Source organism: Litoreibacter ascidiaceicola (assembly GCF_900129235.1).
Classification (GTDB): domain Bacteria; phylum Pseudomonadota; class Alphaproteobacteria; order Rhodobacterales; family Rhodobacteraceae; genus Litoreibacter; species Litoreibacter ascidiaceicola.
This window is the reverse complement of record NZ_FQUV01000004.1, coordinates 252,741-273,563: the sequence shown is the minus strand read 5'-3', so window position 1 is coordinate 273,563 and position 20,823 is coordinate 252,741. Positions and strand designations below refer to the sequence as shown.

Sequence of the window (20,823 nt, the reverse complement as noted above, 5' to 3'; positions counted from 1 at the left end):
CCCGCGCGGCCTCCGTTTAGAAGTTACTTCTTAACGATACGTCCGTCCGTATACGGTGCCACAGGGCCGTTGGCCGCCATGTATTCCGCCAACACATCCGCCACGTCAGGCCCGAAATCATAGGCGTTGTCCGCTGTGGTGAACATGCTGAAGCCGTCGCCCCCGCCGCGCACGAAGTTGTTGGAGACCAGCTTGTAGGTCGCAGCAGGGTCAATCGCGACCCATGCGTCACCGTCCTTCACCGATACGTCCTGAATGCGGCCCTCGTTCGGGGCCACGGATGGATCCCAGCTGAACTGCAGCCCTGCCACTTGAGGGAAGCGGCCTTTGACCTCCTCAACCTGACTCACACCATTTTCCAATGCGTCGATGACGGTTTGGCCCGACACCTCGAAGGTCGATAGCGTGTTCTGGAACGGCAGCACGGTCAACACCTCGCCCATTGTCACTTCGCCTGCGTCGATCGAGGAGCGGATCCCGCCGGAGTTGGCGATTGCGATGCTCACACCCTGGTTCTTCACGCGGGCCAGCATGGCGTCGGCGATCAGGTTGCCCATCGAGCATTCCTCGACACGGCAGACGTCGCGGTCGCCGTTGAGGGTATCAGCAGCCTCGGCAACGACCTTGTTGCGGATTTCGTCCAGCGGCGCGGCCAACTCACCGATGCGCGACACGATAGCCGCGTCTTCGACCACCTGGCCGTCGATCAGGATCGGCTCGCCCTTGGCTTCGGTGATTTTGCCGTTATCGTCGAAGGTGACGTTCAACTCGCCCAAGAATTTGCCGTATGCGTAGGCCTGTACGATGGCTGTGTCGTTGACCATGACAGGATAGATGTCGACCGCACGCTCTTGGGTGTTGGACAGCAGCGTGTTGGAGTGACCGCCGACGATGACGTCAACGCCGGTGGTGTTGGCTGCGACCAGCTTGTCGACCACGAAGCCGGAGTGGCTGAGTACGATGATCTTGTTCACGCCCTCGGCGGTCAGCTTGTCGACCTCACCCTGCACCGCTTCGGATGGGTCAGTGAAGATGATATTCTTGCCGGGGGACGCCAGATCGGGCGTGTCCTGCGGTGTCAGGCCGATCAGGCCGATTTTCTCGCCGCCGCGCTCGATGGTCGTGGATTTCATCAGCTTGTCGGCCAGCGCAGGCTCTCCCGAAACGTCCGCGTTGGACATCAGAACCGGAAAGCCCACCGAATCCATGAAGCCGGCCAGAACTTCAGGGCCGTCGTCGAATTCATGGTTGCCAACGGTCATGCCGTCATATTCGAGGCCGTTCATCATCTCGGCCGCGACCTTGCCTTTATAGTAGGTATAAAACAGCGTGCCTTGGAACTGGTCGCCGCCATCCACAAGGATGGAGTTGTTGGAGCGCGACCGCGCGTCCTTCACGGCATTGACCAAACGGGCCCAACCACCGAAGCATTTGCCCTCGGTATTGTCCTCGGCAGAGCAGCCTGAATCGTATTTGCTGATCGGCTCGAACCGCGCGTGGAAGTCGTTGGTGTGCAGGATGGTGAGCGAATAGTCGGCTGCAGCAATCCCTGAAGTCAGGGTCAGGGCTGCAGCACTGGTGAGAAGGGTCTTAAGCATTTGGATGGTCCCCCAATTGGATATCTGCCGATAGAGTGGCGCTATTAATTGCCGGAGTCAAAGCCCCGTCGCGAGTTGGCGTAACGTCACCTTATGACAGGTCTATGACTTGACCAGAACTTGGGCAGCAGGCATGTGAACCGCATGCTTATTTACAAGATCATGACTGCCGATGCGTGGTCCGAATTTCAGAGGAAAGGCCGCTTTACCGGCGCGCCGATTGACCTGACGGACGGCTACATTCATTTCTCGACCGCCCAACAGGCGCAAGAGACCGCTGCCAAGCACTTTGCGGGACAGAAGGATTTGTGGCTGGTGTGGGGGGAGGCCCCCGCTGACGCCGCGTTGAAATGGGAAGTGTCGCGAGGCGGGGCCGAGTTCCCGCATTTGTATCGCGACTGGTCGTTGTCCGAGGTTTCCGGCCACGCGGCGCTGCCATGGACTGGCACCACGCATGTGTTCCCAGAGGGCATGGCATGAAGGTTTTAGAACGGATTGCCCTTGCGGGTATGCATTGCGTAGACCCCGAGCGGGCGCATGGCTTGGCCGTGCAATCCTTGAAGTTGGGCCTTGGGTTTGGCCAAGGGCCGATCTCCTCGCCCCGCTTGCGCACGACACTGGCCGGACTGGAACTGGCGAACCCCGTTGGCTTGGCCGCAGGGTTCGACAAGAACGCCGAAGTGGTCGGACCGCTGGCGCAGGCTGGTTTCGGCTTTCTGGAAGTCGGTGCTGCGACCCCGCGCCCGCAACCGGGCAACCCCAAACCGCGTCTATTCCGGTTGACCGAGGACCAAGCGGCGATCAACCGTTTCGGCTTCAACAACGAGGGCATGGATGTGATCGCGGAGCGGCTTGCGTCGCGTGTTGTCGGTGTGCCTGTGGGGTTGAACCTTGGGGCCAACAAGGACAGTCAGGACCGCGCGCAGGACTTCGCCACCGTGCTGCGCCGCTGCGGGCCGCATGTGGATTTCGCCACGGTCAACGTGTCGTCACCCAACACCGAGAAGCTGCGCGATCTGCAAGGGCGTGCGGCGCTGTCGGCGTTGCTGACGGGTGTGATGGAGGCGCGGTCCGAGCTGCGCAGCCCCATTCCGGTGTTCCTGAAGATCGCGCCTGATTTGGATGACGACGCTTTGGCGGAGATTGCCGAGGTTGCCGTTGAGACGGGCCTTGCGGGGATCATCGCGACCAACACGACCTTGTCGCGTGACGGGCTGAAGTCGCCTCACAAAGTAGAGGCGGGCGGGCTGTCAGGCCAGCCTGTGTTCGAGAAAAGCACCCGCGTTCTGGCGCAGTTGTCGGAGTTGCTGGACGGTGCGATGCCGTTGGTCGGCGTGGGTGGTGTCGGCTCTGCCGAGCAAGCCTATGCCAAGATCCGTGCGGGCGCGTCGGCGGTGCAAATTTATACCGCCATGGTCTATGGCGGGCTGTCTTTGGCAGGCGAGATTGCGCAGGGCTTGGATCAATTGCTGGAACGCGACGGCTTCGCGCATGTTGCGGACGCGGTTGGCATAGGGCGCGGCGACTGGCTTTAAGCGGCCTCGGCCTCCAGCGCGGGATAACGCAGGCTTAATGTTACTGCGCGTGCGACGAACAGCACCAGCAGGCTGAGCCACAGGCCATGGTTGCCGAACGCGGGCATCAGGATCGCCAGCGCCGCGCAATAGACCACGAAGGAGATCGCCATCATGTTGCGCATGTCGCGGGTGCGTGTGGCCCCGATGAAAATACCGTCCAGCATATAGGCCGCCACGCCCACCACAGGGGCGATGATCATGTAGATCAGGTAGCCGCGCGCCTCGGCCTGCACCTCGGGGGCGGTGGTCATGATGTCGATAATGGGCGCGCCGAATAGCGCGAAGGAAACCGCCAAAAAAGCCGTGACGATGACGCCCCAGAAGGACGTTAGGTAAGCACTACGGCGCAATCGGGGGCGGTTGCGTGCGCCCAAGGCTTGGCCCACCAATGCCTCGGCAGCGAAGGCGAAACCATCGAGCGCATAGGCGGTGATGTGCAGGAATTGCAGCAGGATCTGATTTGCGGCGAGCGTGACGTCGCCAAAATCCGCGCCAAAGAACAGAAACGAGATAAAGGCCGCCTCCAGCAAGATGGAGCGCAGCATGATGTCCGTGTTCACCGATGCCATTCGGGTCAGGCGGGTGCGGTCAAACACGCGGGGCCAGTCTTTCCACGCGGGGGTTTGGAACGCGTCACGGCAGAGCCACAGGCCAAGTCCCAGACCCGTCCATTCTGCAATGAAGGTCGCGAAGGCCACGCCCTCCACGCCCCAGCCCAGTTGCAGCACGAAGACGAGATCAAGCGCGATGTTGAGCCCGTTCATCCAAAGCTGCATAACCAGCACAGCGCGGGTACGCTCCAGCGCGATGAGCCAACCGGTGATGCCGAAAAGCGCAATGGCGGCGGGGGCGGAAAAGATGCGGATGCCCATGTAGTCACGGGCGAGGCTCTCGACCTCGGCACTGGCAGGGGACAGCTGGAACGCGCCCCAGAACAGCGGGATTTGCAATACCATGATGGCAAGGCCTGCCGCGATGCCGATCATCAAGGAGCGCGAGAGCATGGCCGAAACCTCGCCCGTCTGCCCTGCCCCGTGTGCTTGCGCAGTCAGACCCGCCGTGCCCATGCGCAAAAAGCCGAAGAGCCAGTAGAACCCAGACAGGATGATGGCGCCAATGCCAACAGCCCCGATAGGAGCCGCAAGACCCAACTGGCCGACAACGCCCGTATCCACCGCGCCCAAAATGGGCACGGTCGCGTTGGAGATCACGATGGGAAGGGCGATTTTGAGGACGCGCCCGTGAGTCAGGCTGTTAGCCATCGTCGCGGGTGGGCATCAGAAAATGCCCTGTGGCCTGCGCGAATATACGGTCGTGATTGTCCTGCCATGCCTCCACATGCACCGAGGCGTAGCGCCTGCCGGAACGGTTGACCCGCGCCCGCGCATAGGCGTCGCGCGGCAGGCCCGTGCGCAGATAGTCCACGGTGAAGTCGATAGTCTTGGGCATTGGCGGCAGGGTATCGCCGGCCAGCTTGCCCTCCTCCATGTCGGCCCATTGCGACGACCATGTCAGCTCGATGATCGAAGTGATTTCCAGAAAGGCCGCCGTCACGCCCCCGTGGATCGCGGGCAGCATCGGGTTGCCGATAAGGTCTTCGCGGTAGGGCAGCACGGCGGTGAGCTCGTCGCCGCGACGGTCGAACTGGACACCGAGATACTGGATATATGGGACGCTTTCGACGAGACCGCGCAAGGCGGCATCGCGGCGGGTTTTGATGACCTGTACGGGTTCGGGTTTCCGCATGGCTCAGGCTCCTTTCGCGCGCTGGAAGGTGAACGCGCCTGTCGCCGAAGCCACCGCGTTATCGTCATCGTCATCCAGCGCCGTTGCCCGCACAAAGGCGACCGAGCGCGTGACGTGATAGCACTCGGCCCGTGCGCGGATGCGCTGGCCGGGCGTCGCGGCGCGCATGTAGTCGATGCGCAGGTCGATTGTTGCCGTTCCCACCGGCGCGTCGCCATGCGACATCACCGCCGCCCCGCCGCAGGTATCCATCAACGCGGACACCGCACCGCCATGGATCACGCCCGTTGCGGGGTTGCCGACGAGGCGTTCGTCATAGGGCATAGAGATTATGGCAATGCCATCGCCGATTTGCTCTAGGCTCATCCCCAAGGCGCGGGAATGCGGGATTGCTTCGATGAACTGGCGGGCAAGCTTGATGCGGTCGTTTTGTGTGATCATGCGGTCATCTGTGGCAGCTTTCTGTGCCGTGGCCAAGCCGTGCGATGTTCGCATTAATCATTTTTCCGTCGTATCAGCGACTGGATTGGCGCACGCACCTATGCGAGGATGTGATTTGCGCAGCTTGTTAAACGAGACAGGGTATCTTCGATGACATCAGACAATCGCCTCACCTTTAAGGAAATGTGCGCGAAGTTTGACGTGACGCCACGCACATTGCGCTATTACGAGTATATCGAACTGCTGAGCCCCGAGCGCGACGGGCGCTCGCGTTTTTATCACCCCCGCGAAGTGGCCCGGATGAAGCTGATTATGCGGGGCCGGAAATTCGGCTTCTCGCTGGAAGACATCCGCCAGTGGCTGGATATGTATAACTCGGACCCGCAAAACCGCGCCCAGATGGAAGCCATGATCGCGTTCGCCGACCGGCAAATGGAAGAGTTGCAGAACCGCAGGCAGCAGATCGAGGACGCGATTTCCGAGTTGCAGGCTTTGCGCGATCAGGTTGCCAAGGGACTTTAGTGTCGGACACCCGACACCAGGGCATAGAGTGGCAATTGGCCGGTTTCGGGAGCATTTACGGGGAATGGAACGCGCCCGCTCCCCTTATTTCTATAGGCTTTACGGGGAATTTTAAGGTCTGCACGTCACATTTCAAAGCGCTTTGGTTTTCGGAAAGTTGCGCGAAAACCTGCCTTACCTTTCCTGACATTACGTCAACGCAGTTCTGACGCCACGTTACATTTACGTTAACGTCAACAATGCTTGTAAGGTGGCCCCACGTTCAACATGTCCATCACATCGAAACTGTAAAGTGGAGGACATCCAAATGTCTGAGGATACTATGACCATTCGGGAAATGTGCGATGCATACGGGGTTACCCCCCGCACCTTGCGTTTCTACGAAGCCAAAGAACTGCTGTTCCCTATAAGGGAGGGCCAACGCCGCCTTTTCACAAAAAGCGACCGCGCCCGCCTGAAACTGATCTTGCGCGGCAAGCGTTTCGGATTTTCCCTTGAAGAAATCCGTCAACTTCTGGACCTTTATAATATCGGCGACCAGCAAGCGACTCAGCTGGCCCTGACATATGATATCGGCAAGAAGCGTTTGTCAGACATGATCAAACAGCGCGACGAGTTGAACGAAGCCATTGAAGACCTGACCGCCCAGTTGAACTGGGGCGAAAAGATGATCGCCTCGCTTCATATGCCAAAGGCGGCCAACAGCTAACCCCGATTTTCAATTTCGCAGAGAGACTCACATGCCCAGCTACACCGCTCCAGTAAAAGACATGCAATTCGTCCTGCACGACGTCCTGAAAGTGACCGAACAGGACATCCCGGGATATGACGAATTGGAGGCCGATTTCACCTCCGCCATTCTGGAAGAGGCGGGCAAGATCTCGTCCGAAGTGTTGCAGCCGCTGAACGTGGTGGGCGACAAAGAGGGCTGCGTATTGGAAAACGGGGTGGTTCGCACCCCTACAGGTTTCAAAGAAGCCTTCGAGCAAATGAAAGAAGGCGGCTGGACCGCGCTGGATTGCGACCCTGAATATGGCGGCCAAGGCATGCCGTATATTATGGGCACCGCGGTGGGCGAAATGATGGTCTCGGCCAACATGGCGTTTAACATGTATCAGGGCCTGACCCACGGCGCCTATTCCGCGATCCACGCGCATGGCACGGACGCGCAGAAAGCCACGTATTTGCCCAAAATGGTCAGCTGCGAATGGACCGGCACCATGAACCTGACGGAGCCGCATTGCGGCACCGATCTGGGTCTGATGCGCACCAAAGCAGCGCCGCAGGACGACGGAAGCTACAAAATCACCGGCCAGAAGATTTTCATCTCGGCGGGCGAGCATGACATGGCTGACAACATCATCCATCTGGTGCTGGCCAAGATCGAAGGCGGACCGGAAGGCATCAAAGGTGTGTCGCTGTTTATCGTGCCGAAGTTTCTTGTGAATGACGATAACTCGGTCGGTGCACGCAACGGTGTTTCCGTCGGCTCCATTGAGGAAAAGATGGGCATCCACGGCAACTCCACCTGCGTGATGAACTATGACGAGGCCACCGGCTACCTGCTGGGGACCGAGCACAAAGGCATGCGTGCCATGTTCACGATGATGAACGAGGCACGGATGGGTGTGGGCCTGCAAGGCTACGCGCAAGCCGCCGTCGCCTATGAAAATGCCGTGATCTACGCCAATGACCGTCTGCAAGGGCGTGCTGTGACCGGTGCGGAGAACCCTGACGGGCCAGCAGATCCGCTGATTGTGCATCCTGACATCCGCCGCAACCTGATGGACCAGAAGTCGTTTGTGGAAGGGGCCCGCGCGTTCACCTTCTGGGGTGCGCATCTGATCGACCGCCACGTGCGTGGCGGAGACGAAGCGGCTGACGGCCTGATCTCGCTGCTGACACCTGTGATCAAAGGCTTCCAGACCGACAAGGGTTTTGAATATGCAGTTGCGGCGCAGCAAGTCTATGGCGGGCACGGCTACATTGAGGAATGGGGCATGTCCCAGTTCGCCCGCGATGCCCGTATTGCGATGATCTACGAGGGTGCCAATGGCGTGCAAGCCCTTGATCTCGTTGGCCGCAAGCTGGCGCAGGATGGCGGCAAGCATGTGATGGCGTTCTTTGATCTGGTGAAAAGCTTCATCAAGGACAATGGTGGCAATGAAGAGTTTGATAAAGCCTTCCTCGAGCCGCTGAAGGCCGCGTCCAAGGATTTGCAAGCTGCGGGCATGTACTTCATGCAGAACGGTATGAAGAACCCGAACCACGCCTTGGCTGGCTCGTATGACTTCATGCACATGTTCGGCCATGTCTGCCTTGGCCTGATGTGGGCGAAGATGGGCAAAGCCGCGATGGACGCTCTGGAGGGCGGCGCGTCTGACACCGCGTTCTACGAGACCAAGATCGCAACCGGCAAATACTACATGGCCCGCCAATTGCCCGCGACAGGTATGCATCTGGCCCGCATCGAGAGCGGGGCCGATACGGTTATGGCGCTCGACGCGGCGAATTTCTAAGGTGGCGGCGGGGTAATCCCCGCCCTACCCTTTTTTCGGAGACGCCAATGCCCAAACGCCTGAAACTGACCCGCCGTGTGAACCTTGCCATGACCGAAGACGCATGGCGCAAGCTGAAGAAGTTCAGCGCGGAGGCGGGATTGGACGAAGGCGAGGCCCTGTCGTTTCTGTTCGAGAATTTCAGCAGCGTGACGGATGAGAGCAATCTCACCCATCGCCTGCGGATTTTCAATTCCGAGCTGGAGGCGCGGAAAAAGTAACGGCGCGCGGTTTGCGAGGTTGGATGCCTCCGGCGGGAATATTTCTGCCAAGATGAAATCACAGGGTTAAGGGAGATCCGGCGATGACAGCGAAACTTTACTGCTTTGGCGAAAGCGGCAATGCCTATAAGGCGGCGCTGACTATGGAGCTGGCCGGGTTCGACTACGAGCAGGTGTTTGTGGACTTCTTCAAAGGCGAAGCCCGCACTGACGCGTTCAAGGCGATCAACCCTATGGGCGAAGTTCCCGTGTTGGTTAATGGTGATCTGACCCTGACGCAATCGGGCGTGATCCAACAATATGTGATCGACCAGACAGGCAAGCTGGGTGGTGCTGCGGCAGACAAATACGAAGTCATGCGGTGGGTGCTGTGGGACAACCACAAGCTATCGTCGCAGGCTGGCATGACACGCTTCCTGATGCATTTCCTGCCTGAAGAAAAGCGTCCGCATGATGTGATCGCCTTCATGCAGGGGCGCCTGAAAGCTGCTTACGCCGTTTTGGACGCGCATCTGGCGGGACGCGACTGGGTAGCAGGCGACAGCCTGACCGTGGCCGACCTGTCGTGCTGTGGTTATTTGTTCTACGACGAGCCGTTTGGCTTCAACCGCGCCGACTGGTCCAACATTGACGCTTGGCTGAGCCGCATCTCCGAGGTGCCGGGCTGGAAACATCCGTATGACCTGATGCAACGCGGGCTGCCTGCATGACAACAAGCGTCAACATTTTGCTGGATATCTGCCGTCTTGACCGCAATTATGCGCGTCCAGAAACGGAGAAGTTATGTTCAGCAAAATGGCCCTTGGTGGCATCTGGGCCTACCAGCAATATCTGTCGCCGAGCAAAGGGTTTCGCTGTGCATACTCGGTGCGCCATGGCGGCACGGGCTGTTCCGGCTACGCCAAACATGCGATCCGCGATCTTGGGCTATGGCGAGCGTTGCCAGCCATACGAGAGCGTTTTCGGGACTGCCGCACGGCCCATTTGGCCATCAAGGCAGCATGCGTTTGCAATCAGGCACCGCTGGACGAAGACGAACGCGCCGAGCTGGAGCGCCGCCGCCGCGACGACAAATGGTACAACAAATACGACTGCTGTAGCGCCGGTGCCTGTGAGTGCGGCTCTGCCCCGTTTGGCTGTTTCGGACGTGCGGGTGCTAGCAAGGCCGCGGCCAGCAAAGGTTGCGATGTCAACCCGTGTGACGGGGATATTGGTTTCGGTGGCTGCGACTGCGCGTCCTGCGATTGTGGGGGCTGCTCCTGCGGCTAGTGCTTTGGAGGGTCAGATATGATCCTTGCAGCCTTCCTAATTGGCATGGCCCTGTGCGGCGTCACCCTTGCGCTGATCCGCGCAGAGGACACGTTCGACAAGTTCGGCTCTGCCGCTGCGATGTTTTCCGCATGGTGCGCCTTTGGCATGTTGCTGATGGCAGGCGTTTACGGGTTGGGGCTGGTTTTGCCCGCAATTGCAGGCGGCATCGTGCTGGCGCTACGTACTCAGAAATTCGGCCAACGGCTTGGTGCCTTGGCTTCGTATAAACTCCCGTTCGGGGTTGGGGCGCTGGTTTGCAGCGTTTTGGCCTGGATCGGGGTCCTGAATCTAATGGAGGATATTCCCTATGGCTGAAGCCTATATCTATGACGCCGTGCGCAGCCCGCGCGGCAAGGGCCGCAAAGACGGCAGCTTGCACGAGGTGACCGCGGCGCGTCTGTCTGCAAACATCCTGAACGCCATCAAGGATCGCAACGGCCTTGAGGGCCACGCAGTCGAAGACGTGATCTGGGGCAACGCAACCCAAGTTATGGAGCAAGGTGGCTGCCTTGCGCGGACTGCTGTTCTTGCCTCCGAATTGGACCAGCGCATTCCTGGTCTGTCGATTAACCGTTTCTGCGCATCTGGCATGGAAGCCGTGAACATCGCAGCAAACCAGATCAAAGGCGGCGCGGGCGATGGCTACATCGCGGGCGGCGTGGAGATGATGGGCCGCGTGGCCATGGGCTCTGACGGGGCGGCGATTGCTGTGGATCCGTCGATTGCCATGGACACCTATTTCGTGCCGCAAGGCATCTCGGCGGACATCATCGCAACCGAGTATGGCTTCACCCGCGAGCAGGCCGACGCTTTGGGTGTCGAAAGCCAGCGCCGTGCCAAAGCGGCTTGGGACGACGATCGTTTTGCCAAGTCGATCATCACGATCCGCGACCAGAACGGTTTGGAAATCCTGAGCCATGACGAATACATGCGGCCCCAGACCGACATGCAGAGCCTTGGCGGCTTGAACCCTGCGTTCCAAGCCATGGGCGAAGTGATGCCGGGCTTCGACAAAGTCGCGCTGATGAAGTACCCGCATCTGGAGAAGATCAACCACATCCACCACGCGGGGAACTCGTCGGGTATCGTGGACGGCTCTGCTGCTGTGCTGATCGGCTCGAAAGAGTTCGGTGAAGCACACGGGCTGAAGCCCCGAGCGCGTATCCGTGCGACGGCCAAGATCGGCACGGACCCGACCATCATGTTGACCGGCCCTGTTCCGGTGACCGAGCATATCATGAAGCAATCGGGCATGAGCATCTCCGACATCGACCTGTTCGAGGTTAACGAGGCGTTCGCCTCCGTGGTACTGCGCTTCATGCAGGCGTTTGACGTGGACAGCTCCAAGGTGAATGTGAACGGTGGTTCAATTGCCATGGGTCACCCGTTGGGTGCCACTGGAGCGATCATCATCGGCACGTTGCTGGACGAGCTGGAACGCAGCGACAAAGAGGTGGGTCTAGCCACGCTTTGCGTCGCCTCCGGCATGGGTGCCGCCACCATCATCGAACGCGTTTGAGGATTAGGGATATGACTGACTTCACACTGAAAACAGACGCCGACGGCGTCGCAACGATTACCTGGGACACCGTTGGCAAGTCCATGAACGTGATGAACCAGCAAGGGTTTCTCGACCTCGACGCGCTGATTGACGAGGCGTTGGCAGATGACGCCATCAAGGGCGTTATCCTGACGTCCGGCAAGCCAGACAGCTTTGCTGGCGGCATGGACCTCAACATCATCGCCAAGATGAAAGAAAGCGCAGGCGACAATCCTGCGCAGGGCCTGATGGACGGCTTGATGGCGACGCACCAGATGCTCCGCAAGATCGAGCGCGGCGGCATGGACGATAAGAACAAGGGCGGCAAACCGATTGCTTGCGCCATGCAAGGCACCGGTCTTGGCATCGGGTTTGAAATCCCGCTGGCGTGTCACCGCATCTTTGTGGCTGACAATCCGAAGGCCAAGATTGGCCTTCCTGAAATCATGGTCGGCATCTTCCCCGGCATGGGCGGCACCACCCGTGTGACCCGTATGCTGGGTGCAATGGGTGCCTCGCCGTTCCTGCTGGAAGGCAAGCTGTCGAACCCGCAAAAGGCCAAGGCCGCTGGTCTGGTCCACGAAGTTGTGCCTGCTGACGAGTTGCTATCGGCTGCAAAAGAGTGGGTTTTGTCGTCGCCATCCATCGTGAAGCCATGGGACGAAAAGGGCTACAAAATGCCCGGCGGTGCGCCGTATCACCCTGCGGGCTTCATGACCTTTGTTGGCGCATCTGCCATGGTCAACGGCAACACCAAAGGGGTCTACCCTGCCGCGAAGGCGTTGCTGTCTGCGGTCTATGAAGGTGCCATGGTGCCGTTCGACACCGCCCTTAAGATCGAGGCGCGCTGGTTTACCAATGTGCTGATGAACCCGAGCTCTGCCAACATGATCCGCACGTTGTTCATCAACAAGGAAGCGCTGGAGAAAGGTGCTGTGCGTCCTGATGTGCCGGACGAGAAGGTCAAGAAGGTCGGCATCATCGGTGCGGGCATGATGGGGGCTGGCATTGCGCTGGTGTCTGCCATGGCAGGCATTGAGGTGGTGCTGATCGACGCCAAACAGGAGTCGGCGGATAAGGGCAAGGCCTACACTGCTGACTACATGGACAAGGGTATCGCGCGCAAGAAAGCGACGCCGGAGAAGAAAGAGGCCGCGCTGGCGCTTATCACTGCGACCACCGATTACGCCGCCCTCAAGGGCTGCGATTTGATCGTGGAGGCTGTGTTTGAGGATGTGGGCGTCAAAGCCGAGGTGACCAAGAAGGTGCAAGCCGTGGTTGGCCCCGACTGCATCTTCGCGACCAACACTTCTACATTGCCGATCACCGAGCTGGCGAAAGCCTCCGAAAGTGCAGAGAATTTCATCGGCATCCACTTCTTCTCGCCCGTCGAGAAGATGATGCTGGTCGAGATCATCAAAGGCAAAGGCACGGGCGACCGCGCGGTGGCAAAGGCGTTGGACTTCACACGCCAGATCCGCAAAACGCCAATCGTGGTCAATGATGCGCGGTTCTTCTACGCCAACCGCTGCATCATCCCCTACATCAACGAGGGCATCCGTATGGTCAAAGAAGGCGTGAAGCCTGCCTTGATCGAAAACGCGGCGAAGCTGGTCGGCATGCCGCTGGGGCCGCTGCAACTGGTGGACGAGACCTCTATCGACTTGGGCGTGAAGATCGCCAAGGCCACCAAAGCCGCGATGGGCGACGCCTATGACGACGCTGTGGACGAGTTGCTGTTCTGGATGGCCGACGAAGGCCGCTTGGGCCGCAAAACCAACGCGGGCTTCTACGAGTATGATGCCAAAGGCAAACGCCAGTTGCTGTGGGATGGCCTTGAAGCCAAATACCCTGTGGCTGACGACCAGCCTGATCTGACCGAGGTGCAAAACCGCCTGTTGTTCGCGCAGGTTCTGGAAGCTGTGCGCGCCATCGAAGAAGACGTGTTGATGGACATCCGCGAGGGTGACGTGGGTGCGATCCTTGGCTGGGGCTTCGCGCCTTGGTCCGGCGGGCCACTGTCATGGCTCGACATGGTCGGCACGCCGTGGGCGGCGGAAACCACCAACGCGCTGGCTGACAAATTCGGCGAGCGGTTCAAAGCACCTGATCTGCTGGAAGACATGGCGGCGAAGAACCAAAGCTTCTATGGGCGGTTTGATCCGGCCAAAGCGGCCTGATCTGAACACGAGAAAGCCCGGCCTAGTGCCGGGCTTTTTTCTTTAGCGGGACCAATTTCTCCAAGAGCAATTGCATCCAAAGTTTCAGAGAAACTTTTAGTCGTATTAAATCCAGCCTGCGGCGACTGGGCGGGCGCGGGTTTTACGGTCGCTCTCGCCCATGTTGCGCGTCAGAAGGCGGGATTGGCGGTCGTTGAGCGGAGTGAAACGCAGCACACCGTTTGGTGCTGGCAGGTCGATGAATACACCGCCTTCGACAACCAAAGTCTCGGCCCCTTCGAAGCGGATCGTGACATGGGTCAACTCCCCCTTCACACGGGCGCGGGCAATGCCGCGGTAGCCGATGAGGTTTTCAGCCCGAACGGTCACGCAGGCTTCGCCAAACAAAACACCTGCGGCGTCATCTTCGATGACAAGGCGCGTGTCCGGAGACACCATCATCGCATGGTCGTTGCCAATTGCACCCTCAGGCACCAGCAGCGGCCATTGGCCTGCATTTGCCTTGGCCGAGGCCAGCGACAGGGTCGCAACTTCGATATCGGCAATCACCTGTTCGCCGTTTTCGGCGGTCAGAACCTTATCCCCGACCGAAAGCTCTTCGACAGGCGCCCAGCGATGGCGGGTTGCGATTTTGGTTCCTGCGAAAATGCCCGCACTGGGGGCAGTCGCGAGGACCAATGGCTCTACTTTGGAGGCCTTACGGCTAGATTTGAAAAACATGTCCCACACCTGTCAGTTCATTTCTGATTGAGGTGAAGATGCGCCCCGCTCACGTCAGCGGTTGGACCGCAAAAAGGTCATTTTGGGGCGAATTGTGTCCGAATTGGGAACAGTCAGAACCGATAGTTGAAGCGCGCGATGTCCGGCGCGGCGATCTCGGTCATCAAATTACGGTCGGCGGAGCTATAGGCCTCTTTATACGCCCCGCGCTCTGAACGGTTATCATGCGGGAACGCACCAAGCTTGCAGCCAATCAACGTTTCCAGCTTTGGCAAGTCTTCGTCGAGATGCTCCAGGCGAACAAATAACGCGCAGTGTTCATCCCCCTTGGCGGTCGTGACATAGGCGCTGTAAGGCGAGGCCCGCAGCGACGCGACGGTTTGCGGATGGTTCAGGAACGGGCTGAAGTCCAACTCCTTCGCCAAGCGCACCGCCGGATGGTCGAACGTCTGTGTTCGCAACCAGTGGTAGTAGCTTACGACGCGATCCCACGGGTTGCGCACCATGGTGAACACGTTTGCCGCCTCGATCCAGTTTTCCGGCACCAATCCGACAATATCGCGCAAGGTCGCGTGTTTCCAAAGCCGCCCGGCGGCTTGCACATCCTTCAACCGCCGCCGCCGCTTTAACGCTTTGGGCGTGGCGCCCAGCATGATGTCATCTGCCTTGGCCTTTGCCTCCAAAGCCAGTGCCATTGACGTGCCGCCTGTCTTCGGGATGTGCACGAAAATGTAGTTTCGTCCGGGTGAAATGATCATGCGGCCCAATCAATTGTCATACAATTTACCTTACCGCGCAGCATTCTTCTTCCCAAGTGCAATCGGCTTCGGCACTCTTGCCCTTAAACTTACGTGCAACGGGAGAAATGACAATGGGTTGGATGTCGGACGAAACCGGACTTGAGAAATGTGCCGCAAATTACGTCCCCTTGACGCCCCTGTCCCACCTGAATCGCGCGCGCGCTGTATTTCCGGATCGCGAAGCGGTCGTTTATGGCACGACCCGCCGCAGCTACGCAGAGTATCACGCACGAGTTTCCCGTCTGGCATCGGCACTAGCAAAGCGCGGGGTTATTCCGGGCGACGTGGTCTCGACCGTGATCCCCAACCTGCCTGCACAGGCCGAGGCGCATTTCGGTGTGCCTGCCTGTGGCGCTGTGCTCAACACGATCAACACCCGCCTTGACGCCGGAACTGTCGCCTACATCTTTGATCATGGCGCGGCGAAGGTCGTTTTGTGCGACACGCAGTTTCTACCAATGGTCGAGGCCGCGAAGGCCGCCTGCAAGGGCGACCGGCCGATAATTATCGAGGTGCCGGATGAACAGGCGGGCTACCCCGCGACAGGTCGTTTTCCAACCTATGAAAAGCTGCTGGCCGAAGGGGATCCGGCCGCCCCGTGGCACATGCCCGAAGACGAGTGGGAAAGCCTTGCGCTGAACTACACATCCGGCACCACAGGGCGGCCCAAGGGCGTCGTGTATCACCATCGTGGCGCGTATCTGATGACCATGGGCACCGTGATCTCGTGGCGGATGCAGCTTTACCCGAAGTTTCTGGCCATTGTGCCGCTGTTCCATTGCAACGGGTGGAACCACACATGGATGATGCCGGTCTTGGGCGGCACCGTGCATTGCTGTCGAGATGTGACTGCCGAAGCGATTTACAGCGCTATTGCGGATGAAGGCGTCACCCATTTCGGCGGCGCGCCGATTGTGTTGAACATGATTGTGAATGCGCCGGAGGCGGAGCGGAAGTCGTTTGACCATCTGGTCGAGGTATTCACAGCGGGCGCTCCCCCTGCCCCGACCACGCTGGCAGCAATCGAAGCGCTTGGCTTCAATGTGACCCATGTTTACGGCCTGACCGAAACCTACGGCCACATCACCGAATGCCTTTGGAACCCCGATTGGGACACCCAGCCGGATGCCGACAAAGCCGCGCTCAAATCCCGTCAGGGTCTGCCGATGCCGATGATGGAATACGTGACCGTTGTGGATGACCAAAACGAGCAGGTGCCGATGGATAAAACCACCCAAGGCGAAATTGTCATGCGTGGGAATTCGGTGATGAAAGGGTACTACAAAAACCCCGAAGCCACCGAAGAGGCCTTTGCGGGGGGCCATTTTCATTCAGGCGATATCGCCATTCAGCATGCTGATGGCCATATCCAGATCGCGGATCGCGCCAAGGATATCATTATCTCGGGCGGTGAAAACGTCTCGTCGGTGGAAGTTGAAAGCGTGTTGATGTCCCACCCGGCTGTTTCGCTTTGCGCGGTGGTGGCCAAACCCGACGACACATGGGGTGAGGTTCCTTGCGCTTTCGTCGAGTTGAAATCCGGGGCGACGGCAACCGAGGCTGATCTGATCGCGCATGTGCGTGCACAACTGGCCGGTTTCAAGACCCCCAAGCAGGTCCTGTTTCAAGACCTGCCAAAGACCTCTACGGGTAAAATTCAGAAGTTCGAACTGCGTAAACAGGCGAAAGATCTCTAGCGGCTCCTCGCACCCGTCAACCCACCTCTCTGCGAGGGTCGTTCCAGCCTGCTACGTTTCGTCAGAGTTAAGGAGGTCACCAAATGGCGCATGATTATGAAAGCCCCCGCAAGGTTCCCACCTCTGCCATCATCCCGTTTATGGCGATCGCATTCGGTCTGGCTTGGGGTGTATTTGTAGTTTTGTTTCTGTTCCCTGAGGCTGTGGCCCGTCTGTTTGGTGACATCAGTGCCAGTAATCCACTGTTCATTCTCGCGGTCTATGCACCAGCGATTGCGGCATTGATCCTTGTGTTGTGGCATACCGGTCTGTCTGGGATGAAAGGTTTTCTGTCGCGACTTTTGTTGTGGCGTTGCTCATTCGGATGGGCCGCCTTTTTGCTGCTCGCAATCCCCGCCATTTACTATAGCGGAGCACTTGTGAAAGGAACTGCGCTTGCGGTCTCCTTCCCGTCTATTGGCGCAGCCTTCGCCGCGATGGCTTTCATGTTGTTGTTGGGCCCCATGGAGGAGTTTGGATGGCGCGGTTTTGCGCTCCCACTCCTGCAACGCAGAATGGCCCCGATTTGGGCCGGCCTGCTTTTGGGGTTCATCTGGGGAGCGTGGCACTTGCCCGCGTTTTTTCTGAGTGGCACGCCACAAAGCGCGTGGGGGATATCGCCTTTCCTCATCGGTTCTATTTCAGTCAGTGTCATCCTGACGTCGCTATTCAACGCGTCAGGCGGCAGCATATTTCTGTCCGCCCTGTTCCACTTCCAGCTTAACAACCCGCTTTGGCCCGACGCCCAGCCATATGACACAATCTTTTTCGTGTCGGCCGCCGCGCTGGTCGTATGGATTAATCGCGATGCGATGTTCGATCGGAGGGCGGGCCAAACTAGGATCACTGTAAAGCGCTTGGAAACTTGATTTCCGCGACATCAACCACATAAAACGGGAAATAGTCATCCGTTCCAAAATGGTTCCCCGCCTCGATATGCGTGGGCAGCCGAAAGCCAGCAAAGTCACGAAATTTGGATAAATTCCCTCCGAAAGGCTGTATCCGGTAGGACTTTTCCGGATTCGCATCACTCCACCGAGGGAAAGCCACCCAGTGCGGACGGCCGTCGTCGCCCACAGAAATGTCAATCGATTGCTCTAGCCCTCTATGCCTAATCGTTACACGCGCTGTGTTCTCATCGACCTCTTGCCACACTACACCCTCGCCCTGCAGCAATGCCGCAGGGGTCCAGAATACGGCCTCTGCCACATAACGACCGAAGGATGCTCGCATATGGTCAGGGCTGCCACCAAGGCGAGCGACGGGAATAAATCCTGCGATCCAGAACCTTGTCCAACCTGCTGCGTCGGACCCTGATATTCGCATCAGGCCCGATCGTCCGGCCATTTTCCACACAAAACCGTGGGGGGCTGCAAGCACTTGCTCGGCGCATATATCAACATATTTGGGCGAGTTTTTCGTACCGAGGCCAAACTGCCCTTTCATCTCGATCTTCGCAACCGAGAGCAAAGGAGTGCCTTCAGAGATCGCAAAGCAAAAATAACGGCGCGCGGGCTCCGGTAATCCTGCGACAAGGTCCCTCGAGAAAACTATTGGGTCGGTGGGTTGAAGGTTAACCAGGCGCTTCATCTCTACCCTATCGGCACGATAATCAAGCTGCCGCCAAACCAGCAAACCGCATATGCTGATCGCGAAAAGTGCAACTCCTAGATCGAGAACTATTCTCAAGTATTCCATTTTACCGCGCCCGCCAGTGGCATTGCCTAACCATATCCCAAAGCACTCCCATCCGCACTCACTCCGTGAAAACACACCATGCTTAGTAGCAAACCCGTTGAGCCCGAATCACTTTCAAGCTATCGTTCCCCCACACAATAAAAAAAAAGCAGGCAGCCGCGAAAAATGACGGCGTTAAAAGAGTATGATCGTCTGGAGTCGACAGGGATCTGGCGCGAAAGCCCGGACGCCCAGCGTCGCGACGTTCTGATTTCCTTCGGCGATGCCACTTTGATCATCCGTGACAAGACCGACACCGCACTGGCCCATTGGTCCTTGCCTGCAATTGAGCGTCTGAACCCCGGCGCGCGGCCTGCGCTGTTCCGCCCCGGCCCCGATGCGGGCGAGGAGTTGGAGCTGGAAGACGGCACACTCATCGACGCAATCGAGAAGGTCCGGCGGACCGTTGCGCGGCGCCGCCCGCATCGCGGCCGCCTCCGGCTTTATATCTTTACAGGATTGGTTGCCGCCATTGGCGCGCTTGGCTTCTTCTGGCTGCCGGGCGCGTTGGTGCGCCACACGGTAACAGTCGTGCCGGAGAGCAAACGGCTTGCCATTGGGACCGCGCTTCTGGGGCACATGACCCGTCTTACAGGCGACACCTGCCGCTCCAATCTTGGCACCGCTGCGCTGGCTCGATTGAAAGCGCGCGTCTTGGGAGACGGATTGCGCAAAGCCTACGTGGTGCCATCAGGGCCGGAGGGCGCGTTGTCGCTGCCCGGCGGGTTGCTGCTGTTGAACCGTATGGTCGTCGAGGATCATGATGCGGCGGATGTTGCAGCGGGCTACATGCTTGCGGCCAGCGAGCAGGCCCGCATGATTGATCCGATGGAGCTATTGTTGAAAGAAGCCGGAGGGGCTGCGACGTTGCACCTGCTGACCAGTGGTCAGATTGAAGATGACGTGCTGCGCGACTATGCCGAAACGCTTCTGTCGACCGAGCCGCCTGCGCTCAACACCGATGTGCTGCTCGACCGGTTTGCCACTGCGAAAGTTGCGGCCAGCCCTTACGCGTATGCGGTCGATGTCACTGGCGAGAGCACAATTGATTTGATCGAAGCCGACCCATATCGCGGCATTGAAGCGCCGCGGCTTATCTCGGACGGGGATTGGATCAGCCTTCAGGAAATCTGCGCGGAATAACCCGCGAAGCCGGCTTAGAATATGCCGAGTATCCGTTTTTGCTTGGCCGTAGCGCGCTTTCCGGTCGACGGGTCGATAAGATGACGCGGTACCGTGTTGGACCACACCAAGCTCATCTGTGCCTTACCGGATGTGGTGCCCACCCCGCGCAACGGGTTCAAGCGGTCATCGTCCCAAGCCCTCTTGTAGCCTTTGGGAACGGGCATCCGCGCTTCTGCGATTCTGCGGTTCGCGCCTTTCGGGCCAACTCTTTGACCCTGAATTTGCTGGTTGCTGCTTTGGGGCGAGACTTCCTCGCGGACAACACTGCGAGCCCCACCGGTTTGCGGACCGCAACGCGCCCCGTCATTGATGAACTGCGAGCTGAACTCGCTGGCACCGCAGCGATAAATGACCCTAGGTTGGACAGTGCCGCGCTTCGGGTTGACCTGCGTGCGCACAGCACGGGGTTGAGCTTGTGGCGCAGGCGTAGGTGCCACTCTGCGGACCACTCGGGTTTGTGCCTTTGGCGCCGCTTTGCGCACGACGCGGGTTTGCGCCTTCGGTGCGGCTACCGGAGCGGCCTTTCGGACGACACGGGTTGTTTTCTTGGCAGGTGCAGGGATGACCTTGGTCGTTCTTTTAACGATCTTTGCACCGGCGGGAATGCGCGGCGCTGTTGCCTGACGGACCGCAGCTTTCGGGGCCGCTGGTGCAGCAGTGCGAAGGCTGGGCTGTTGGCCGCAAACGACCTTACGAGAGCGCGAAACCCGAGGGACCCATGTCACGTTCCCGCTATAGCCTGCGCGAATGTAGACGCAGCCGCGGCTGTCTACATATTGCTTGCCTTTAAAGGATGCGGGCGGCGTCTCTGCCGGGCCGTTATCACGGCGCAAATTTTGTGCATCAGCACCAATGAGCCCCATGCTCAGCGCCAGTATCGACACGGAAAGCAGTCGCAGAAGTCGCATATCAGTCCCCACTAAATATAGTGGTCACAATGCAACAGGGACA

General features: G+C 59.0%; 22 protein-coding genes. 14 read left to right on the top strand and 8 right to left on the bottom strand.

The window, feature by feature from the left end; all coding sequences use genetic code 11:
- Positions 1-23: 23 nt before the first annotated feature.
- Complete coding sequence (locus tag BUB72_RS10230) at positions 24-1,598, bottom strand: bifunctional metallophosphatase/5'-nucleotidase (protein WP_073143566.1); 1,575 nt, start codon at positions 1,596-1,598, stop codon at positions 24-26.
- Between the two features lie 144 nt (positions 1,599-1,742).
- Here BUB72_RS10230 and BUB72_RS10225 point away from each other — a divergent pair, with 144 nt between their 5' ends.
- Positions 1,743-2,078, top strand: coding sequence for a DUF952 domain-containing protein (locus BUB72_RS10225; RefSeq protein ID WP_073143563.1), 336 nt, complete (start codon positions 1,743-1,745; stop codon positions 2,076-2,078).
- Positions 2,075-3,133: a quinone-dependent dihydroorotate dehydrogenase gene (locus BUB72_RS10220; protein ID WP_073143561.1), complete on the top strand. Its 1,059-nt coding sequence runs from the start codon at positions 2,075-2,077 to the stop codon at positions 3,131-3,133. Before BUB72_RS10225 ends, BUB72_RS10220 begins: the two co-directional genes overlap by 4 nt.
- On the opposite strand, the gene BUB72_RS10215 is transcribed toward BUB72_RS10220, so the two are convergent.
- From BUB72_RS10215 to BUB72_RS10205, 3 genes are read right to left on the bottom strand one after another with little or no spacing between them, the layout of a single operon-like run.
- Positions 3,130-4,437: an MATE family efflux transporter gene (locus tag BUB72_RS10215; protein WP_073143558.1), complete on the bottom strand. Its 1,308-nt coding sequence runs from the start codon at positions 4,435-4,437 to the stop codon at positions 3,130-3,132. The genes BUB72_RS10220 and BUB72_RS10215 overlap by 4 nt on opposite strands.
- Positions 4,430-4,921 (bottom strand): PaaI family thioesterase, encoded by a 492-nt coding sequence (locus BUB72_RS10210; RefSeq protein WP_073143556.1) that lies wholly within the window; start codon positions 4,919-4,921, stop codon positions 4,430-4,432. The genes BUB72_RS10215 and BUB72_RS10210 overlap by 8 nt, the downstream gene beginning before the upstream one ends.
- 3 nt (positions 4,922-4,924) lie before the next feature.
- Positions 4,925-5,362: a PaaI family thioesterase gene (locus BUB72_RS10205; protein WP_073143741.1), complete on the bottom strand. Its 438-nt coding sequence runs from the start codon at positions 5,360-5,362 to the stop codon at positions 4,925-4,927.
- Between the two features lie 150 nt (positions 5,363-5,512).
- Between BUB72_RS10205 and BUB72_RS10200 the strand changes: the two genes are divergently transcribed.
- The 9 genes from BUB72_RS10200 to BUB72_RS10160 all read left to right on the top strand — a co-directional run bounded on the left by BUB72_RS10200 (position 5,513) and on the right by BUB72_RS10160 (position 13,694).
- The gene (locus BUB72_RS10200) at positions 5,513-5,884 is read left to right on the top strand and encodes a MerR family transcriptional regulator (RefSeq protein ID WP_073143553.1); all 372 of its coding nucleotides are present in this window, start codon (positions 5,513-5,515) and stop codon (positions 5,882-5,884) included.
- Between the two features lie 307 nt (positions 5,885-6,191).
- On the top strand, positions 6,192-6,593 hold the full coding sequence (locus BUB72_RS10195; protein WP_073143551.1) for a MerR family transcriptional regulator: 402 nt from the start codon (positions 6,192-6,194) through the stop codon (positions 6,591-6,593).
- Positions 6,594-6,624: 31 nt separating this feature from the next.
- Complete coding sequence (locus BUB72_RS10190; protein ID WP_073143549.1) at positions 6,625-8,403, top strand: acyl-CoA dehydrogenase C-terminal domain-containing protein; 1,779 nt, start codon at positions 6,625-6,627, stop codon at positions 8,401-8,403.
- Between the two features lie 47 nt (positions 8,404-8,450).
- Positions 8,451-8,663: a hypothetical protein gene (locus BUB72_RS10185; protein ID WP_073143546.1), complete on the top strand. Its 213-nt coding sequence runs from the start codon at positions 8,451-8,453 to the stop codon at positions 8,661-8,663.
- A gap of 83 nt (positions 8,664-8,746) precedes the next feature.
- Positions 8,747-9,373, top strand: a complete 627-nt coding sequence (locus tag BUB72_RS10180) for a glutathione S-transferase family protein (protein WP_073143543.1) — start codon at positions 8,747-8,749, stop codon at positions 9,371-9,373.
- Between the two features lie 73 nt (positions 9,374-9,446).
- Positions 9,447-9,932: a membrane protein insertion efficiency factor YidD gene (gene yidD / locus BUB72_RS10175; RefSeq protein ID WP_073143541.1), complete on the top strand. Its 486-nt coding sequence runs from the start codon at positions 9,447-9,449 to the stop codon at positions 9,930-9,932.
- An 18-nt stretch (positions 9,933-9,950) separates the two neighbouring features.
- Positions 9,951-10,289: a hypothetical protein gene (locus BUB72_RS10170; RefSeq protein ID WP_073143538.1), complete on the top strand. Its 339-nt coding sequence runs from the start codon at positions 9,951-9,953 to the stop codon at positions 10,287-10,289.
- Entirely contained in the window at positions 10,282-11,493 is a 1,212-nt protein-coding gene (locus BUB72_RS10165; protein WP_073143536.1) for an acetyl-CoA C-acetyltransferase, read from the top strand. The genes BUB72_RS10170 and BUB72_RS10165 overlap by 8 nt, the downstream gene beginning before the upstream one ends.
- A gap of 11 nt (positions 11,494-11,504) precedes the next feature.
- Positions 11,505-13,694, top strand: a complete 2,190-nt coding sequence (locus BUB72_RS10160; RefSeq protein WP_073143534.1) for a 3-hydroxyacyl-CoA dehydrogenase NAD-binding domain-containing protein — start codon at positions 11,505-11,507, stop codon at positions 13,692-13,694.
- Positions 13,695-13,799: 105 nt separating this feature from the next.
- Here the strand turns inward: BUB72_RS10160 and BUB72_RS10155 are convergent, their stop codons facing one another.
- Positions 13,800-14,414 carry a Hint domain-containing protein gene (locus BUB72_RS10155; RefSeq protein ID WP_073143532.1) on the bottom strand — a complete coding sequence of 205 codons (615 nt, stop codon included), beginning with the start codon at positions 14,412-14,414 and terminating at the stop codon, positions 13,800-13,802.
- 113 nt (positions 14,415-14,527) lie between these two features.
- Complete coding sequence (locus tag BUB72_RS10150) at positions 14,528-15,172, bottom strand: sulfotransferase family 2 domain-containing protein (RefSeq protein WP_073143529.1); 645 nt, start codon at positions 15,170-15,172, stop codon at positions 14,528-14,530.
- A 113-nt stretch (positions 15,173-15,285) separates the two neighbouring features.
- Between BUB72_RS10150 and BUB72_RS10145 the strand changes: the two genes are divergently transcribed.
- Entirely contained in the window at positions 15,286-16,911 is a 1,626-nt protein-coding gene (locus BUB72_RS10145) for an AMP-binding protein (RefSeq protein WP_073143527.1), read from the top strand.
- A gap of 83 nt (positions 16,912-16,994) precedes the next feature.
- Entirely contained in the window at positions 16,995-17,819 is an 825-nt protein-coding gene (locus tag BUB72_RS10140) for a CPBP family intramembrane glutamic endopeptidase (protein ID WP_073143524.1), read from the top strand.
- Here BUB72_RS10140 and BUB72_RS10135 read toward each other — a convergent pair.
- On the bottom strand, positions 17,794-18,648 hold the full coding sequence (locus BUB72_RS10135) for a DUF6544 family protein (protein ID WP_073143522.1): 855 nt from the start codon (positions 18,646-18,648) through the stop codon (positions 17,794-17,796). The genes BUB72_RS10140 and BUB72_RS10135 overlap by 26 nt on opposite strands.
- A gap of 165 nt (positions 18,649-18,813) precedes the next feature.
- On the opposite strand from BUB72_RS10135, the gene BUB72_RS10130 reads away from it, so the two are divergent.
- Positions 18,814-19,830: a hypothetical protein gene (locus tag BUB72_RS10130; RefSeq protein WP_073143520.1), complete on the top strand. Its 1,017-nt coding sequence runs from the start codon at positions 18,814-18,816 to the stop codon at positions 19,828-19,830.
- A 14-nt stretch (positions 19,831-19,844) separates the two neighbouring features.
- On the opposite strand, the gene BUB72_RS10125 is transcribed toward BUB72_RS10130, so the two are convergent.
- Entirely contained in the window at positions 19,845-20,780 is a 936-nt protein-coding gene (locus BUB72_RS10125) for a hypothetical protein (protein ID WP_073143518.1), read from the bottom strand.
- Positions 20,781-20,823 lie beyond the last annotated feature (43 nt).

Bases quoted from the DNA above. Each gene is read 5' to 3' on its own strand.
- BUB72_RS10215 (WP_073143558.1), bottom strand. From the start codon at position 4,437: ATGGCTAACAGCCTGACTCACGGGCGCGTCCTCAAAATCGCCCTTCCC.
- BUB72_RS10165 (WP_073143536.1), top strand. From the start codon at position 10,282: ATGGCTGAAGCCTATATCTATGACGCCGTGCGCAGCCCGCGCGGCAAG.
- BUB72_RS10150 (WP_073143529.1), bottom strand. From the start codon at position 15,172: ATGATCATTTCACCCGGACGAAACTACATTTTCGTGCACATCCCGAAG.
- BUB72_RS10155 (WP_073143532.1), bottom strand. From the start codon at position 14,414: ATGTTTTTCAAATCTAGCCGTAAGGCCTCCAAAGTAGAGCCATTGGTC.
- yidD (WP_073143541.1), top strand. From the start codon at position 9,447: ATGTTCAGCAAAATGGCCCTTGGTGGCATCTGGGCCTACCAGCAATAT.
- BUB72_RS10205 (WP_073143741.1), bottom strand. From the start codon at position 5,362: ATGATCACACAAAACGACCGCATCAAGCTTGCCCGCCAGTTCATCGAA.
- BUB72_RS10190 (WP_073143549.1), top strand. From the start codon at position 6,625: ATGCCCAGCTACACCGCTCCAGTAAAAGACATGCAATTCGTCCTGCAC.
- BUB72_RS10200 (WP_073143553.1), top strand. From the start codon at position 5,513: ATGACATCAGACAATCGCCTCACCTTTAAGGAAATGTGCGCGAAGTTT.
- BUB72_RS10140 (WP_073143524.1), top strand. From the start codon at position 16,995: ATGGCGCATGATTATGAAAGCCCCCGCAAGGTTCCCACCTCTGCCATC.
- BUB72_RS10210 (WP_073143556.1), bottom strand. From the start codon at position 4,921: ATGCGGAAACCCGAACCCGTACAGGTCATCAAAACCCGCCGCGATGCC.
- BUB72_RS10130 (WP_073143520.1), top strand. From the start codon at position 18,814: ATGACGGCGTTAAAAGAGTATGATCGTCTGGAGTCGACAGGGATCTGG.
- BUB72_RS10170 (WP_073143538.1), top strand. From the start codon at position 9,951: ATGATCCTTGCAGCCTTCCTAATTGGCATGGCCCTGTGCGGCGTCACC.
- BUB72_RS10180 (WP_073143543.1), top strand. From the start codon at position 8,747: ATGACAGCGAAACTTTACTGCTTTGGCGAAAGCGGCAATGCCTATAAG.
- BUB72_RS10185 (WP_073143546.1), top strand. From the start codon at position 8,451: ATGCCCAAACGCCTGAAACTGACCCGCCGTGTGAACCTTGCCATGACC.
- BUB72_RS10135 (WP_073143522.1), bottom strand. From the start codon at position 18,648: ATGGAATACTTGAGAATAGTTCTCGATCTAGGAGTTGCACTTTTCGCG.
- BUB72_RS10125 (WP_073143518.1), bottom strand. From the start codon at position 20,780: ATGCGACTTCTGCGACTGCTTTCCGTGTCGATACTGGCGCTGAGCATG.
- BUB72_RS10145 (WP_073143527.1), top strand. From the start codon at position 15,286: ATGGGTTGGATGTCGGACGAAACCGGACTTGAGAAATGTGCCGCAAAT.
- BUB72_RS10195 (WP_073143551.1), top strand. From the start codon at position 6,192: ATGTCTGAGGATACTATGACCATTCGGGAAATGTGCGATGCATACGGG.
- BUB72_RS10230 (WP_073143566.1), bottom strand. From the start codon at position 1,598: ATGCTTAAGACCCTTCTCACCAGTGCTGCAGCCCTGACCCTGACTTCA.
- BUB72_RS10220 (WP_073143561.1), top strand. From the start codon at position 2,075: ATGAAGGTTTTAGAACGGATTGCCCTTGCGGGTATGCATTGCGTAGAC.
- BUB72_RS10225 (WP_073143563.1), top strand. From the start codon at position 1,743: ATGCTTATTTACAAGATCATGACTGCCGATGCGTGGTCCGAATTTCAG.
- BUB72_RS10160 (WP_073143534.1), top strand. From the start codon at position 11,505: ATGACTGACTTCACACTGAAAACAGACGCCGACGGCGTCGCAACGATT.